The 17,057-nt window shown below is 43.4% G+C and carries 12 protein-coding genes; 4 read left to right on the forward strand and 8 right to left on the reverse strand.

The annotated features are described in order from the left end of the window. Positions 1 to 356: 356 nt before the first annotated feature. Positions 357 to 1,058 carry a phosphoribosyltransferase gene (locus LC605_RS11700; RefSeq protein WP_229547709.1) on the reverse strand — a complete coding sequence of 234 codons (702 nt, stop codon included), beginning with the start codon at positions 1,056 to 1,058 and terminating at the stop codon, positions 357 to 359. Positions 1,059 to 1,216: 158 nt separating this feature from the next. Here LC605_RS11700 and LC605_RS11705 point away from each other — a divergent pair, with 158 nt between their 5' ends. Both LC605_RS11705 and LC605_RS11710 read left to right on the forward strand, forming a co-directional pair. Next, on the forward strand, positions 1,217 to 1,897 hold the full coding sequence (locus tag LC605_RS11705) for a uracil-DNA glycosylase family protein (RefSeq protein ID WP_229547740.1): 681 nt from the start codon (positions 1,217 to 1,219) through the stop codon (positions 1,895 to 1,897). Between the two features lie 353 nt (positions 1,898 to 2,250). Next, entirely contained in the window at positions 2,251 to 2,838 is a 588-nt protein-coding gene (locus LC605_RS11710) for a Crp/Fnr family transcriptional regulator (protein WP_229547710.1), read from the forward strand. A gap of 717 nt (positions 2,839 to 3,555) precedes the next feature. Here LC605_RS11710 and LC605_RS11715 read toward each other — a convergent pair. Continuing rightward, a complete protein-coding gene (locus LC605_RS11715) occupies positions 3,556 to 4,725 on the reverse strand; it encodes a GNAT family N-acetyltransferase (RefSeq protein WP_229547711.1) in 1,170 nt (389 codons plus the stop codon). Between the two features lie 93 nt (positions 4,726 to 4,818). Then, positions 4,819 to 5,559: a RibD family protein gene (locus LC605_RS11720; protein WP_229547712.1), complete on the reverse strand. Its 741-nt coding sequence runs from the start codon at positions 5,557 to 5,559 to the stop codon at positions 4,819 to 4,821. A 294-nt stretch (positions 5,560 to 5,853) separates the two neighbouring features. Here LC605_RS11720 and LC605_RS11725 point away from each other — a divergent pair, with 294 nt between their 5' ends. Next, positions 5,854 to 7,977, forward strand: a complete 2,124-nt coding sequence (locus LC605_RS11725) for an ATP-binding protein (protein WP_229547713.1) — start codon at positions 5,854 to 5,856, stop codon at positions 7,975 to 7,977. A gap of 295 nt (positions 7,978 to 8,272) precedes the next feature. Here LC605_RS11725 and radC read toward each other — a convergent pair whose 3' ends face one another. Continuing rightward, a complete protein-coding gene (gene radC / locus LC605_RS11730; RefSeq protein WP_229547714.1) occupies positions 8,273 to 9,004 on the reverse strand; it encodes a DNA repair protein RadC in 732 nt (243 codons plus the stop codon). Positions 9,005 to 9,321: 317 nt separating this feature from the next. Between radC and LC605_RS11735 the strand changes: the two genes are divergently transcribed. Beyond that, positions 9,322 to 10,566 (forward strand): hypothetical protein, encoded by a 1,245-nt coding sequence (locus LC605_RS11735; RefSeq protein ID WP_229547715.1) that lies wholly within the window; start codon positions 9,322 to 9,324, stop codon positions 10,564 to 10,566. Between the two features lie 285 nt (positions 10,567 to 10,851). Here the strand turns inward: LC605_RS11735 and LC605_RS11740 are convergent, their stop codons facing one another. The 4 genes from LC605_RS11740 to LC605_RS11755 form a co-directional block, all read right to left on the reverse strand. Then, positions 10,852 to 11,526: an S-layer homology domain-containing protein gene (locus LC605_RS11740; RefSeq protein WP_229547716.1), complete on the reverse strand. Its 675-nt coding sequence runs from the start codon at positions 11,524 to 11,526 to the stop codon at positions 10,852 to 10,854. Positions 11,527 to 11,768: 242 nt separating this feature from the next. Then, positions 11,769 to 13,085, reverse strand: coding sequence for a sensor histidine kinase (locus LC605_RS11745; RefSeq protein WP_229547717.1), 1,317 nt, complete (start codon positions 13,083 to 13,085; stop codon positions 11,769 to 11,771). Positions 13,086 to 13,525: 440 nt separating this feature from the next. Beyond that, positions 13,526 to 15,763, reverse strand: a complete 2,238-nt coding sequence (locus tag LC605_RS11750; RefSeq protein WP_229547718.1) for an ATP-binding protein — start codon at positions 15,761 to 15,763, stop codon at positions 13,526 to 13,528. Continuing rightward, a complete protein-coding gene (locus tag LC605_RS11755) occupies positions 15,760 to 16,818 on the reverse strand; it encodes an ABC transporter substrate-binding protein (protein ID WP_229547719.1) in 1,059 nt (352 codons plus the stop codon). The genes LC605_RS11750 and LC605_RS11755 overlap by 4 nt, the downstream gene beginning before the upstream one ends. Positions 16,819 to 17,057: the final 239 nt, after the last annotated feature.

Below are 17,057 nucleotides of genomic sequence, written 5' to 3' on the forward strand. Positions count from 1 at the left end.
ACGGCATTGCATATAAACTCCAGTTTTTATCTCCTAAACTACCAGTCTGCTGTTTCAAGTATCAAGAAGCTGGAGTCTAATTAAAGGAATTGCTTGCCGTTGCGGCAAACAATTCCTTTAAGTCACAGTTTGTAGTGAACGCGAGTGCATCTCGCAGAGAGCAATACGGTTCACAAAAGGGCTGAAACTCTTTTTTTACGAACCACAGAGGCGCAGAGAACACGGAGAGAAGAGAGAAGGAGGAAATGCTTAACCCAAGTGTATTGTCGTAGAGAGGACTAATTCCAGTATTTTTTACATAATGTACTTTGATTTATTCACGCCGACTTACTTAGTTCTAAATTCCAAATTCCAAATTACTCGCAGACGTCAATTTTGCCCATTGTGTTTTGTTGCTGGAGATATACGAGAACTTCTAATGTATCTACTTGGGGAAATTCGCGGTAAAAATTACTCACACTCCAGAAGGGTTCGGGTGTTTCCAAGATAATTGTGCGATCGCCCCACTGTTCTAACCAGGGTAGCAATTTTTGTGGCGCTACTGGAGTACATAGCCAAACTGCTTCTGGAGAAAGGGCTTTCATGGCATTTGTCGCTACCGCTATTGTCATACCTGTAGCAATGCCATCATCAACTAAAATGAGCGTGGCTCCCTGTACATTGATCTGTGGACAAGCAGAAATTAATTGAGCCTCAAGAGACTGAGCAAGGTTTATCGCTTTATTTAAAGCTACTTCCCGCCACCGTGCATCATGTTGAGGGCGAAATAGCTTTTGATCATCAGCCCAAAGAACATTTCCCGAAGCAGTGACTGCACCAATTGCTAACTCTGGGTTTTCTGGATGGCTAATCTTTTTCGCAACGACGATTGTCAACGGACAACCCAAAAGACGTGCTATTGGTGCTGCTACTGGTATACCACCTCTTGGCAAAGCATAAACAATTGGTACAGGCTTTACCCCAGAATCAATAGTTTGCTGAGTCAAAACATCATGGATCACTCGCGCCAATAACTCACCCGCATGGGTGCGATCGACGAAAAGTGGGGTATGTGACATGGTTTCCCCCAGCATCTTAGAACGGCACTGCTTTTATCATGACTGAATTTTGTCTCAAATTAACTGATACAATAAGATTTGTATAAATAATCAGTATTCACCAAAAGTCTATTTATTCAGATATGACAGCTGGCGCTGATGCCAAAATCTTGATTTTCATGAGCAGCGAAACCCAACTCAGCCTCTTCGACGACTCAACTTTTAACCAACGAGAACTGATTCCTACAGACGCGAAAATTCTGATCGCTCCGGGAACTTATTCCAGCATAACGGAGTTGACACAGCATTGCGATCGCTGCCACCGTTGTCCATTAGGTGACACTCGTACTCATGCTGTTGTCGGACGCGGTAATCTCAAAGCACCAATTATGGTTATAGGGGAAGCGCCTGGTCAAAATGAAGACGAAACGGGTTTACCATTTGTGGGCAGATCAGGGCAACTGTTGGAGAAAATTTTGGCATCTGTGAATCTGACTACTGAGCATGATGTATATATTGCCAATATCAATAAATGCCGCCCACCAGATAATAGAGTTCCCACTCCTGTAGAAGTCGCGGCTTGTCTGCCCTATTTATTAGAACAAATTCGCCTAGTTGACCCCAAAATAATTCTATTAACAGGTGCAACTGCTGTCAAAGGGATCACTGGTGATAAGCGAGCAATTACGAAAATTCGCGGACAGTGGTTGGAGTGGCAAGGGCGTTTATGTATGCCAATTTTTCATCCTTCCTACTTGTTGCGTAACCCCTCTAAGGAACAAGGTGCGCCTAAATGGTTGATGTGGCAGGATATCCAGGCAGTGCGTGCTAAGTTAGACGAAATCCAAAATAACAGCTAATGTGGTAAATTTGCTCAAAATATCTCGCTATTTGTTGAGGTCGTCGAAGGAATAGTGTTTTAGCTTCATTGATCATTGGTCGATCATCTGTCAATACGGTTCAATTAAGGTTATTGGTGAGGTGTTATGGAGTGTAGAGACGTTGCATTGCAACGTCTCTACAAGAGTTATCGATAGACAAATTATCTTATCCGAACCGTATTGGATTATCTGTGACGTGGAAAAAGTATTTGCTAAAAAGCCAGGGTTTTTGCCGGATAAAGAAAATCGGGTTCTTAATTTTGGATAAAGTCGAGCTTAGAACCTGATATAAATATTATACTACTGTTAACTGATCGGAGAACAGTATTATAGTGTCTTTCTACACAAGTTTATCCAGCTTAAACAGCAATAATACTAATGAAATTTTTGCCCGTAGGTCATTTATGCCGGGTGATAAAAACGGTCTTTGGAAGATTGAAAGGGGTTTTGTCAGGACTTTTACCTATCTAGAAGATGGTACAACTGTCGCTCTGGGATTGTGGGGCCCTGGAGATGTTGTTGGTAAGGCTTTGTCAAAATTAGAACCTTATCAGATGGAATGCTTAACTAAAGTGGAAGCGACAGTCTTAGCTCTAGAGGACTCGACTCAACTAACAGAAACTCTACTTGCCCATATCCAACAGGCTCAGGAATTGATGATCATCCGTAGCCACAAAAAAGTGGATACTATGCTCATCAAGCTGTTGGCATGGTTATCCAAAAAATTTGGTTCAGAAGTTGAGAAGGGACGTTTAATAGATATGCGTCTAACTCATGAAGACTTGGCGGAAATGCTCGGTTCAACTCGTGTTACTATCACTCGTATTCTTGGGCAGTTTGAGCAAGAGGGCTTGATTGCTCGTCTTTCCCTACATCGAATTGTGCTGCGAGAAGAAGAAATTTGGTACTATGAAATTTAGATTATTTCAGCACTTCGGCAAAACTCAGTATTTGTAGCAGGGCTATTTCATTCTCATCTAGCCCGCCTCAGAATGAATTCTGAGTCTCATCTAGCCCATTCGCGATAGGCTAAGGTCAAGTAACATTTGTCAATAAGCAATATTACTCAAAGTATGGCTGAAAACTGGGGTTGGAAACACAATTTTTCAGCAGGCGATGCCTAGGTTGGGCTACGCCTACGCTTAATCTGAATACGCATCTTTATTCTTGACCGATAAGTTCAGTACAAGAGTTAACTTAATACCTCTGCTTTTCCCAAATTTTAAGCATAATTTCTAATTGACAAAAGTAAGATTCCATTAAACTCTCACCGATGCATCTAGCCCGCCTCAGAATGAATTCTGAGTCTAATAGCGAAAGTAGTCTAAAGACTACTGAGAAAAGGTTATAGTCCGTTAAAACGCAATACAGTTCAGTTAAGCATTTCTTTCTTCTCTTTGCGTCCAACTCTTACGAGACGCACTCGCGTTGGCGTCCTTCTCCCAGGGGGAGACGCACTCGCGTTTGCGGTAGCCTGCGGCAAGCCGAAGCGTCTACGCTAAAAAAACTGACTTTTACTGAGAGTTTTAGCCTTCAATAGGTAATCTTGTAGGGGGAAGGGGGTAATTACTAGTTCTCCCGACTCTTGCGCATTCATCCCACACTCACTCGAATGAGAGTGTGAGATGAATGCTGATCTAGCTAAATGGTAACTCTGCATTAATTGCCTCAATTTCCTGCTGTTCGAGTTGATTCACTTCCTTAATATAGGGACGTAAAATTTGTCCTAAACGATTATTGTAAAAGCGGTGCAGGCTGTGATTGGGCATAGCGGGGAAACCGCGCCGTTTTTTGTGTCGCCCGCCCGCACCAGGGTCAAAAATTTGGATTCCGTTAGCGATCGCCCACTCAATTGGTGCATAATAGCAGGCATCAAAATGTAAGCAATCTATTTCTTGAAAACTCCCCCAATAGCGTCCATAGAGTTTGTCACCTTTAAACAAACAAAAGGACATTCCTAAAGGATGAGAATTATCTTGCTCGCTATATGCGGCAATAAACAAGACTCGATGGCGATAATTGGTGTTTAGCTGCTCAAAAAACTGTTGTGTGAGATATTTGCTACCCCACCAGCCAAACTTATCGCAGGTGTCAGCATAGAACTGGTACATCAAGGGGAATGAAGACTGAAGAATTTGATCACCAGTTAGAGGTTGCAATCGTAAACCTGCTTTCTCCACAGCTTTGCGTTCCCGCTTGATATTGCGGCGCTGATTGGCGTTAAACACCTTCAAGTAGTCATCAAAAGTTTTAAAGCCAGCATTTTCCCAGATGTAGCTGTGGTGCAGCCAAGTTGTAAAGCCATGCCTTTCCAGCATCGGTTGCCATTGGGGATCTACGTAAAGAAAATGACACCCAGAAATCCGATTTTTGGAGCAAAAAGTGTCAATTTCATGCACCATCATCGCTGTGATTTCATCCTCATCTTCTCCTGGGGCAATTAAGAACCGATAGCCTTCAGCCGGAGTAAATGGTGTCATTCCCAGCAATTTCGGGTAATATTGGACTCCGATGCGATCGGCTAACTCTGCCCATTGGTGATCAAAAACAAATTCACCAGAGCTATGTCCTTTAAGATAAAGTGGCGCAGCAGCAATCAGCGTTCTATCTCGCCACAATGTCAAGTGATTTGGCAACCAACCAGTTTTAGCCGTAGCACTCTGGGAGGTTTCGAGATTGTTCAGCCACTCCCATTCTAAAAACGGCGTTTTGAGTGGCATTGCCAAAGCATTCCAGGCATTTTGAGGTACTTCAGCGATTTTGTTCGTCCAAACGACACAATAGCGAGGCTTAAGTTGTTCCACCATGTTAGGGGAGTAGCGAGTAGGGAGTAGGGAGTAGGGACAAGGCTCAGTACAAGTGCCCCATGCCCAATCCCCAATAACCTAATTTAGCGTAATCTAATCTCCTGGTCGTTGCAGACGATAGTGCAAAAACACTTCTTGCTCAATGGTATGAACTTCTAGAAGTTGCAATTTGGGAGCTAAATCGGGTAAAAATCCTTTCCCTTCTACAGGTGTGGGTGCGGTATTACCACCTAAAATCAAAGGACAGACAGTTAGCCATAATTCATCAATTAAATCTAATCCCAGCAAGGAAGCGACTAATTCACCTCCACCCAAGACCGCCAACCGTGTTATATGTAGAGTGGCTAGATGCTTTAAAGCTGCGGGAATATCAATTTCTCGCGTTGGTGTTTCAAAAACCAGAATCTGGTCAAATTCTGGACGGCACTCCTCTGCTCCGTTTCCTAGAGTTGAGGGAAGCGTCTGTAAGCGTCCTTTCCATGAAAGCGCTCCTGCTGTTGTCGTGAGTAGCCAACGTCTAACTGGTTGCTTAAAAAACTGAGTTTCCGGATTGAGGTTTGCAGAGTGTGTAATGACTATATGAACTGGCTGCAAAGGCTTCCCTCCTTGCGCCCGATGTTCCAATAGAGTTGGATCTGTTACAGTAAGTGTCGTTCCGTAGGCACTCAAAGTACCAGCACCGAATAAAACCGCATCAGAGGCCGCGATTTGTTTTTCTAAGTGTGCTTGATCAACCCTTGAACCAAACCGAGCAGGCGATCGCCTAAAATCTGCTATTTTACCATCTGCACTCATTGCTAAAACAACTGTAGTATGAGGACGATGTTGCAACATGAAATTGATTTGATAGTTTTAATATTTTCTTTCATCGTGTGTAGATTTTCAAAAAAATCCATACCTGCAAGCTACTGTTTTACAATTTCACTACTGGATTCATATGCAACACAAATTCCTTCCACATCTAGCATATCTGAGTTTTGGTATACCGCGTTTCTTTTTGATTTCTAGCAATTTGTTATTTTTAAACATTGAAAATAACATTTTGATAATTTAATAAAATGTCTCATTTAGCTGTTCTAATTGTATATCTTTGCTGTTGTGGTTTGCAGATGCAAAGTGAGACACTTGATGACTAATTCCCGCCAATCTTCCTTTCGTCGAATTTTAGTAACAAGAATATTGCTTCTGTTCGTCCCAGTTTTACTTATAGGCGAGATTGTTGCCTTGAATAAGGCACGCTCTAGCATATTGCGAACTGCACGTCAAAATTTAACAGAAAGCGCCATCAGTAAAGGGGAGAGAATTGGAGATGCGATCGCTATCTTAAAAGCTCATTTGCTGAGTGTCAGTAAAACAACGGTTATTCCATCGGATTCACCTGTACAAGGGCAAGAAATTCTCACGCAGTTAAAGCAGCAACTTCCAGCCAGTATTGAGTGCATCCAATTAACGAATCTCCTCGACCAAAAAATAATTGCCAGTAGCTGTGGGGATCAACCAATTGGAGAATTAAGATCATTTTTGTCTAGTGACGAAATTGATATCAAAGCAATCTTTCCGCCAAAGGTAGGAATAACTGGAAAAAGAAACACACTAAATCAACTACAAGTAGTTTTATCTGCACCAGTTTTTGATAGTCAAAAAAATTCAGTTTACAATTTAAGTATTCAGTCTGCATTGTACCAAAAGACCAGAAATCCTCCGGGATCACTCACTGGCGCTATGGTAGTGATTGCTGAAGATGGCACCATCTTGGCGCATCCAATCACAGAGTGGGTGGGAACTAATATCAATCAGCACCCAAATGCTTCCCAACTCAATAGCATAATTAAAAATGCCATTGCGGGACGAAATGATCCGATCAATTTGTCTTTTACAGATGGGAAAGAATTAGTAGCTGGCTATACAGCTATTACAAATCCACTTACTCAACAGCCGCAGCAAAAATGGATAGTCTTAGCTGTTACTAGTGTTGATAATGCCCTTTTTGGTTTAGAGGAAATCAAACTCATTCTCATCGTTTTGACAGTTGGTTTGATTGGTGCAAGTTTGTTAGCATCTCTATATTTAGCACCTTACTTGGCACGTCCTGTAGAAGAATTGCGAGACTACGCTCTCAATATTCACTCTCACCACGCCGCACAACCAGTTCCGCACAATTTTCAAATCCGGGAATTCAATCAACTGGCCCAAGCATTAGACCAAATGGTAGAACGGCTCAAAGCTGGGGCAGAAGAACTGGAAATAGCTTGGAAAGAAGCAAAAACCGCTAACCAGATTAAAAGCCAGTTTTTGGCTACGACTTCCCATGAATTGAGAAATCCGTTAAATATTATTATTAACTGTATTCGCCTGGTTGAAGATGGCTTATGTGATAACCGGGAAGAAGAAATGGAGTTTCTCAAACGTGCGGATGAAACAACGATTCACTTGCTAGGTATTATTAATGATTTACTCGATATTTCTAAAATTGAAGCAGGTAAGCTTTCAGTCATCACCACACCTGTTGACCTTCGACAAATATTGTTAGAGGTGATTAATTTACAATCAGTTAATGTTCAACAAAAGGGCTTGCAATTGAAATGTGAGTTAGATCCCCAACAGATACCAATTAAGGCAGATGCGGCAAAACTGAAGCAAGTGCTGATTAATGTTATCGGCAACGCCACTAAGTTTACCGACATAGGAAGCATTACCATTGCTACAGAAATTCAATATAGTAAATCTCAGGTGGTAATCGCTGTCAAAGATACAGGTATAGGCATTGATCCAACTCAACAGCACAAGCTATTTCGCCCCTTTGTAATGGTGAATGGCACAACCACGCGCCAGTTTGAAGGTACTGGATTGGGACTAGCGATTTCACGAAACTTAATTGAACTCATGGGAGGCAGCATTGGTCTTGAGAGTGCAGGACTTTATCAAGGTACGACACTGAAAATTACCTTACCTTTGATTGATATCTCGCTGTTACCTGTTCCAAACAAAGAAGGAAATGTCGGGGATCTGGGATTCTCCTCTCTAAATGAGGCAGCAACAGTCAGCGACTATCCTACCCTACAGCAGTCTGGGGTAAGTTCCTCTTTGGGGATCAACAAGTCTGTGAAAGCAGATGTAGATAAAGAGATGTTCCCGAAGTCCCTGCTGTTACTTGGAAAAGAGACTTGTGAAATTCGTCTTTCGCCACTGCAAACTATCCTGATAAGTCTTCCAAAAGGACAAGTTTGTGCCAATGGGACATCTCAAAGGTAATCGTCGCTGCGTTCCCATTGTAAATTTAACAAAGTAATGGGGTTTAATTCCCCTGCCTAACGAGGGCAGCACGAATTGAACGCCTAAGCTAAATAAGAGTCACTTTCAATACTGCGCAGGTTTTGCCCAAAAACCTTAACCCGTGTAGGTTGGGTTGAGGAACGAAACCCAACATTTGGGGGGCTTTGTTGGGTTTCGCAGAGCCTCAACCCAACCTACGATTTTCCAAAACCTACGCAGTATTGGAGTCACTTTCACGTAATTACGAATTACGAATTACGAATTACGAATTATTTTAATCCCCCTGTGGATGCTCATCCCACAAGGTTGTCAGTTCCCGTAAACTTTGATGATTGCCATTGCCCAAAATCAGATGATCTAGCAGGGGAATGCCCAAAACCTCTGCCCCTGCTAACAACTGGCGCGTTAATTCTATATCTTCTTGGCTGGGTTCAAGATTACCAGAAGGATGGTTGTGGGCTACTATTAGTCGCGTTGCTCCTTGGCGAATAACTTCGCGAAAAATATCACGGGGAGAGGCTAGAGTTTCAGTTGCGGTGCCAATGGTAATTACTTGCGTACCCAGCAAACGATTTTTGACATCTAACAGCACCACTGCAAAACGTTCTTGTATCTGCCACATCAAATCTTGGCTAAGGGTAGCAGCAGCAGCAAGTGGGCTATCAATTAATGTGCCATCTAAAGGACGAGATTGAAAGGCGCGTTTGCCTAATTCAATCGCGGCTAAGATACTTGTCGCCTTCGCTGGCCCAACACCAGAAATTTGCATCAACTCGGCGGGAGTAACTTCTCGCAGAACTACCAACGGATCACGTTGGTGTTTCCCTAATTCGCTCAAAATATATTGTCCTAAACCCACAGCAGACAGTTTTCCTGGCCCTTGACCGGTGCCTAAAAGAATTGCAATTAACTCCGCTGTGGCTAAAATTTTGGCACCATGCGTCATTAGCCGTTCACGCGGACGCTCATTTGTAGGTAAGTCGGCAATTCTGAGGCAATAGGTCATAGAAAACTCTGAGAATAGTCATCAAAGATAGAACTATCCTTAGTTATCCCTTCTTTGCTCTCAAAATCATCTTTTTTGAGAAAATCTTTAATTTTGGCAAATTTTCTCTATTTCTCTATTGATGACTAATAACTTGTGGAGAAGTTAGTATAAAATCAACATTCAAACTTCAATTAAGGGACTATTTCCAATGGCCCAACACTTTTCAAACACCCTCTAAGATATTTCCTGTTGACGAAAGTAAAAGCATTAAATAGTAACGCCTTCAGCTTCCGTGAAGTTTTACCGATTTCGAGTACATTTCAATTACCTATACCATGCCACATCCTCATTATCCCCCCGCCTACTTACGCTATCTCAGAGCCAGGTTGTTGAATCTAGCGCGACCTGGTTTTTGGGGAACTGCAATTTTTTTATCTGTAGTTGGGCTATTAACTTGGGAATACTGGTCAAACCCAGATATTTTTGTTTATAAGCAAAAAAACCAAGTCGCTTCACAAAAGCCTGTTGATTCCTCCCTGTCAGCTGAAAACAGAGCTATTGCAGCAGATATTGATAACTTGCCAGTTTTGTTTAATGACTTTGAACAAGCAACGGCCTCATTAACAACAAGAAAGCCTGGTGAAAATACGGCGGTAAGAAAGAGCAAAGGCTTATTAGATGATCTAATTAACAAACAAAAGTCTGCTAGTGACACCAAGTTAAACCCTGGTTTAGGCGTTAATGGCGATACCTCTCCAGCCCCGAAAAATCCCTTTGTTGTACAAACAGAAAATTTATTGCGTACTGGCACGATTGATAATAATAACCAGTTTCTAGGTCTCAAGACCTTAAATGCTGCGTCTGAACCAACAGAGGAGGAACAAACATCCTCTAGCCTGGGTATTGGATTCACTAATCAAACCAGCAAGAATCAAAATTCTCTTTCTATCAGCCCTTTACAAGCAGCGCTTAACCAATCGACAAACCAGAAATTGTCTAACTTCAATGGTGTCTCTGGAACTGAGACAAATAACTTGGATCGAGTCTCTGAACCAGGAACAACCCTAATGCCACCAATCAATAGCTTACCCAGTCAGAATTCTGTACCAAGTACTGGGTTAACTGCTGGGACAGGCTACACCTCAATCGGTACGAAGTTACCACAAAATCCCTACAGTAATTTAAATAACGGTCAGATAGCGCCTAATAGTGGGTTAAGTACGAGTACGAACTTACAGCAAAATCCCTACAATAATTTAAATAGTGGTCAGATAGCGCCTAATATAGCGCCAGTAACACCCCCAGTTACCTCTGCCGCACCAAGTAATATTGCACCTGACTCTAGCCAGAGTCCAAGTCAAGGGATTGTCAACCCCACAAATCCTGTGGGATATAGGAATTATGGCTTGCAGCAGCCGACGCAACTACCACAATCTAATTATGGGAATTATGGCTTGCAACAACCGACGCAACCATCACAATCTAATTATGGGAATTATGTGTTGCAGCAACCAACACAGTCTAATTCCTTATATCTTCGCCAGATTCGGGATAAGTATAGAAATCCGGCTCCAAGATGATTTTACAGCGATTTTCAGGTAAATGAACCACAATTATGAAACCTAACCCCCAGCCCCTTCCCTACAAAGGAAGGGGAGAAAATCAAAGCCTCTCTCCTACGAGGAGAGAGGAATGGAAGTGAGGTCTATTTGTGGTTCAAATACATGAAAACTGTACTAAGTAAGTCGGCAACAATAAATCAAACTATATTACGAAACGTAAATACACCTGAAACCCTTATAAATGACTAAGGACAAATGACAAATGACAGCCTTAGCCAGTTAGCTTTATTTGCGTCGCTCTACTTAAGGCAATTGTGGGCTATTTGGAATAATCGGAACTTCTGGTGTTTCGGGTTGTCGCTGTTGTCGTTGCAAATATTTACTCAATACATAGGCCATATCTCCACGGGTAACAGGTTTTAATGGGGAAATATTGCCTTGAGCATCTGTGTTCAGAAATCCCTCAGTAACTACTGTAGCGATCGCTTTTCTAGCCCAACCTGGGATAGACTTCTCATCTGGATGTGAAGCCAGAATCTCATTCACAGCCTCATCGGGAAACTGAAACACACCATAAGCCTGGGCGAAAATAGCCAAAGCTTCTGCTCTTGTCACCTTTTGATTAGGGAAGAATTCATTGCCCCGATAGCCTTTCATGATGTCAGTTTTTAAAACTGTCTGTATATCATTAAATGCCCAATAAGAACGAGGAACATCTGGAATCACGAAATTTTCTCTGTTAACAGCTTGTCTTTTATCGAGGCGAAATGCTTTTACCATAATTGACGCTAGTTCGGCTCGACTCAGTAACCTTTCTGGATAAAATTTGCCATCGGGATAGTTTGTCATCCATTTGACAGCAGTTACCTTTTGAATAGAATCAGATAGGATTCCAGAAGTAGATTCTGGCACTTGAGCGATCGCTGGTAAGCTTTGTAGTAGTGCTACTAAAGATAGAGTAATTGAAAGCTGACGCATTATAATAACCACTTTTAGCTGCTAAGGTGAATTTAAAAAACTACATTACTAGGACGAATGGCAAAATAATGAAAAAACGAACCGCAGAGGACGCAAAGGACGCGAAGGAATAAGAGTTTCAGAGAGTTATTGCGTAAGCCCTAATTACTAAGGTGAATGCAAAATTTGGTATTCCTAATAATCTGTAACTTAGTTAACGACGAATTTAAGCTGGGCAATGTTGCTCTTGCTACGTAGGAGTTTTATGTTGCTGCACCCGTTCGATGGTTGCTGTTACCGTGGCGTTCGGCTTTGTCGCATTGCAGTGGAACTTGGACGACAAACTCGGTTCCCTGTCCTAAAGTGGAATGACACTCGATCTTGCCGCCGTGTTTTTCGGTGATAATTTGATGGCTAATGGACAACCCCAATCCAGTCCCTTTACCGACGGGTTTGGTGGTGAAAAAAGGATCGAACAGTTGAGATCGAATGGGTTCGGCAATGCCGACACCGTTATCGGCAATCCAAACTGTGACCCAGTTAGTCTTGATCACAGAAGTCCGAATGGTGATGCTGGGGGAGGCGATCGCTGACTCTTCTAAGGCATCGATCGCATTACTCAAAATATTCATGAAGACTTGGTTGAGTTGGCTGGGGTAGCATTCAACCTCTGGTAACTGTTCGTAGTCTTTGATGACTTGAATGGCAGGAAAATCCGGTTTGGCTTTCAGACGATGTTGCAAAATTACCAGGGTGCTATCGATACCTGCGTGGATATCGACGGGTTTGATCTCAGATTCATCCAAACGGGAGAAGTTGCGGAGGGAGAGAACAAGGTCGCGAATGCGATCGCTACCCATTGCCATCGAACCTAATATCTTTACCAAGTCCCCTTGCAAAAATTCCAAATCTATGCTCTCTGCCCGCTTTCGGATTTCGTCCACTGGGTTGGGATAGTGCTTCTGGTAGAGTTGGACAAATTCCAGTAAATCTTGAGTATATTCCCTCACATAGGTCAGGTTGCCGTAGATGAAATTCACCGGATTGTTGATTTCGTGAGCAATTCCAGCCACCAACTGACCAAGGGCAGCCATTTTCTCACCTTGCACTAAATGCAGTTGGGCTTGCTTGAGGCTTTGTAATGCCTGGTTGACTTCATTGGTGCGCTGTTCCATCACGTGCGTAGCATAACGCAGTTGCAGATGCACCCGGATGCGTGCCAGTACTTCTTCATGCTGAATCGGCTTGGTGATATAATCGACTGCACCCAGGCTTAATCCCTTGACTTTATCCACAGAGTCGGAGAGGGCAGTCATGAAAATAACCGGGATATCACGGGTGTTGAAGTCGTTTTTGAGACGTTGACAGGTTTCAAATCCGTCGATCCCAGGCATCATTACATCTAATAAAATCAAATTGGGCCGAGATGATTGCAACCGTTGTAGGGCAGTTTCACCGCTTTTGGCGATCGCCACTCGGTAGCCCTGTTCGCTCAACAAATCTAACAATACTTGCAGATTGGTCGGGGTATCATCTACCACCAAAATCCTGTTCTCTTGAGGAATCGAATAAACGGACATCAGCAAACTCCAATAGCATATCGCAGAGATGAATTGTAAATGATCAGTCAAAGGGCTAAAGTTAAACCGTTAACGGTACGCGAAGTACTCATACTCTTGGGGATGAATAGCTCTTGTTGAGGATTGGATCTGGAATTGACCCTTCTCTTCTTACGCTGCGCGAACGGCTACGCTCAGGGTAAATTTTTGACAAAGTAAAAACTTTCTTCCAGATGTATGACGAATCCCGCTTGTTTTTCTGGTAGGATAGCTAATGTCTTGACCATCAATGCCATAAGCGAAAACCATTAGCTTTCAGGTATATGTTGCAAGAAGAAGATTTGGGTCTTGGGAACCAGGACTCCTGCCCTTGGAGGGAATGTCAGACCAATAGAATTACGGAGTTCTCTTGGCTATTGCCGATGAATTGGGAAGCCCCGTCCGTTTTGCGGCGGGGTAGTTCACACCTGTAGTTCGATCAGACGGAGAATGGCTTCGTTATCAAACTGTTGACTCAGTTCTAAAACTCGATTCGCAAAAACAGTGTATTCGGATGATAATTGCTTCAGGCGGTTGGCTTCCTGCTGAATATCGTTGATAAAACCACCCTGAGCAGAGGCATAGAGAGCTGCCAGTTCTGCGGCTGGGGGCATGATCAGGTCAACCTGGTCGCCATTGCTGACACTAGGTTGAGTCGTCTCTAGTTCGGTTTCATAAATCCACTGCAACTTCAAGAGTCGCTGCAATTCGGTAAGTAGCCCAGTAAACTCAATCGGTTTTGGGAAAAAGCTACTGCACCCTGCATCTAGACTTGACTGCATATCCACCTGAGACAGAGTTGCAGGAGAAACAATGATTGGTGTAGTGGCAAAGTCGGGTAGTTGGCGTAGACGGCGGATCATTTCTAAGCCATCGATGACAGACATATGTACATCGGTAATAATCAAGTCGGGACGCATTTGCAGGGCGATGTTAAAACCCGCTTGTCCATTATCTGCCTCTAATAGCTTGAAACCTAAGGGTTCGAGCATATTGATGGCGACGAGACGATTTTCTTCGTAATCATCGATCACCAAGATTTTGCGCTGTTCGCCTTGATAGCCGATTACTTTTTGATTGGCGATCGCTTGCCCTACTGTCCAATGAGAAACGGGGATCAAGTCTAATTCAAAGGAAAAAATACTGCCTTGACCAAACAGACTCTCGACTTGGATGGTGCTGCCCATTTTCTCGATAATTTGCTGGCTAATTGCTAGTCCTAATCCAGTACCTTCGCTATTGCGATCGCGCTTTCCGGCTTGCTCAAAGGGCAAGAAAATATTGCCCAGTTTTTCCGGTACAATACCAATGCCCGTATCTTTAATTTGGAAGCGAATCCTCTGGGCTGTCAGGGGTTCGGAAGCTTTGCCAACGGGTTCAACTCGAAACGTGACAGTGCCAAAGTCAGTAAATTTGACGGCATTACTGAGCAAATTCAACAACACTTGCCGCAGGCGTTTGTCGTCCGCATAGACGGCAATAGGCAGGTTAGCGGCGGGCTGGTAATGAAACTTCACGCTCTTTTGTTCTGCCTTGATGCGGCAAATATCTACCGTGGAAACGAGGAAGTTCGCCAAATGGAAATCCTGGGGATAAAGTTCCATTTTTTGGGCTTCCAACTTGGACAAATCCAAAATATCGTTGATCAGTGTCAGTAGGTGGGAACCACACTGCTGAATCACGCCTAGTCCCTTGAGTTGTTTGGGGGTAGTTGCCGGATCGCGCTGGAGGATTTGGGCATAACCCAGGATGCCGTTGAGTGGGGTGCGGAGTTCGTGGTTCATGTTGGCGAGAAATGTACTCTTGCTGCGGTTGGCAGCTTCGGCGACTTCCTTTGCCTGTTGTACTTCCCGGATTGCTGTTTCTAAATCTTGGGCTTGCTGCCAAAGTTCTTGCTGATATGCCTCTACGCGTGTAGCTGCCGATTGAATTGTCAGGGCCAGGAATTGGATTTCGTTATTTGGCAATCCATTGGGCATGACAAAATGGTCAATGCCATTCCTGTCAGTCACTGCTTTGTTCAATTTCTGGAGTGGCTGTAAGACAGTTCGCTGAATTAACACCGTCATCAGCCCCAAAATTGCTGCCATCCCAATGAGTAGGGTGAAGGTGGAAGTAGAGAAAGCTTGCCAAGCTTGCTGTTGCAGTTCTTCAGCATTGAGAATGGCGATCGCTAACCCGCGTCGGTCTGCCAGACCAAACAATGTGCTGCTAAAGGGCAAAATTGCTACTAATGCTGGCTTACCGTGTATCGTGATTCTGAAACTTCTTTCTGAACCCGTCTGAGCAGCCTGTTCTAATACTTGAGTTAATTCTGGATGAATTAAAACATAGCGCGGATATTGAAGTTCTGATCCACTTCGAGCCAAGGTTTGTCCATTGGGACTAACGATCGCAACTTCCACCACCGTTGGCAGTGTCCCGTAGTTTTGCACCACTCGCTTAACAATACTTGTATTCCCCAGTTCGATTAATCCCTCCGTGGAAAAACTGACCCCTTGGGTAATCGATTGGGCGCGTTGCTCTAGCTCTTTCTCCAATTTTGATTGAATCAAGAAGTAGTTCAATCCCAAGGTGGTTAAGCCGACCGTTGCTAGAGAAAAACCAAAACCCATCAGTAGTTGGTAAGATAAGTTAAGTTTAGATGACTTTTGGCTCATGACTTCCATCCTGCCATTGCTTCATTGATGAGGGTTGCATCAATCTCCACATCTTGCCGAACTACCCGACCATGACGCGGATCGGCTTTGAGCAATTGGACAATTTCTGCCTTTGCCGAATAGAGCCGACCCTCTGGGGCAAACATCCGCCGATTTAAGGTTATATCCCCCTTTTTTAATCCAGCATAATCACTGGCAAAAGCCTCACCACTTTGTCCCAGTTTCTTTCCAATGGTATTAAAAACTTCTTTCGGCTTGGTTTCAACTGCGTGCATCACATCAAACCATGCCAGCATGAATTGTTTTAGTTCTGCTTTTTTTGCTTTGATAATGCTGTCACTGGACATCAAGGTATCAATCACCAAACTATCCACTTGCTTTGTCGTGTGAACTATATTGCCTTTGATGTCCTTCGCCGTTTCCCCTAGCATCGGTTCCCACAGAAGGACAGCATCGATCTCACTCGCCTTAATTTTCTCGGCGGCTACCTCATTGGAATAATCCACAATCTGTACTTCAGAGGGCTGGACTTGATTAGCTTTCAATGCCTCCAACAAAACTAAATGACTGATGGTTCCTAACTTCGCTCCCACTTTCTTTTTCCGCAAATCTGCTACGGATTTAATGGTTGGCCGAGCAACGATTCCATCTATTCCCGAAGAAAGGTCGATCGTCATTAACACCACTGGATTGCCATTGCCCGGATCAACCTGCATCACCTCCCAGAAGCTATTAAATGTGACATCTAATGCACCGCGCATCACTGCCCGACTGGAATCTTGCCCGTTACTAAATTGTACAAACTCAACCTCTAGCCCTCGCTGCTTAAATATTTCTGAGATTTGGCCATAGAGTGCAATGTCATACCCTGGAAAGCTTGAAGTTCCCACACGGAGCCGTTTGAGAGATTGGTTTTGTTCGAGGCTACAAGCGTTGATCAGAAACGTCAAAGAAAGGGCGATCGCAAACAAACAGAAAAAGGTAGGCTTGATACCCAATCTCAATTTTTGCTTCCACCCAACACTCAATGTGTTGATCATCTGGGCAACTTTCATGACTTTCTGACCTAACTTTGGGAAAAACTGTATTTAAGCTTTATGGTTCCCAAAAGTAGAGTTAGCCTAACTATTTTTGATCAACATAGAGCGCCTAACTATAGATCAATACACTTGGGTTAAGGACTTCCAACAAATAAATTACCCAATCTTGTGGGGCTCTCGTGTCGCCCACCCCACAATCAGTAGTTGAGTATTTTTTTATTTGTCAGTCCCTTAAGCATTTCCTCCTTCTCTTT

The organism is Nostoc sp. CHAB 5836, from assembly GCF_020829445.1.
Lineage (GTDB): Bacteria > Cyanobacteriota > Cyanobacteriia > Cyanobacteriales > Nostocaceae > Nostoc.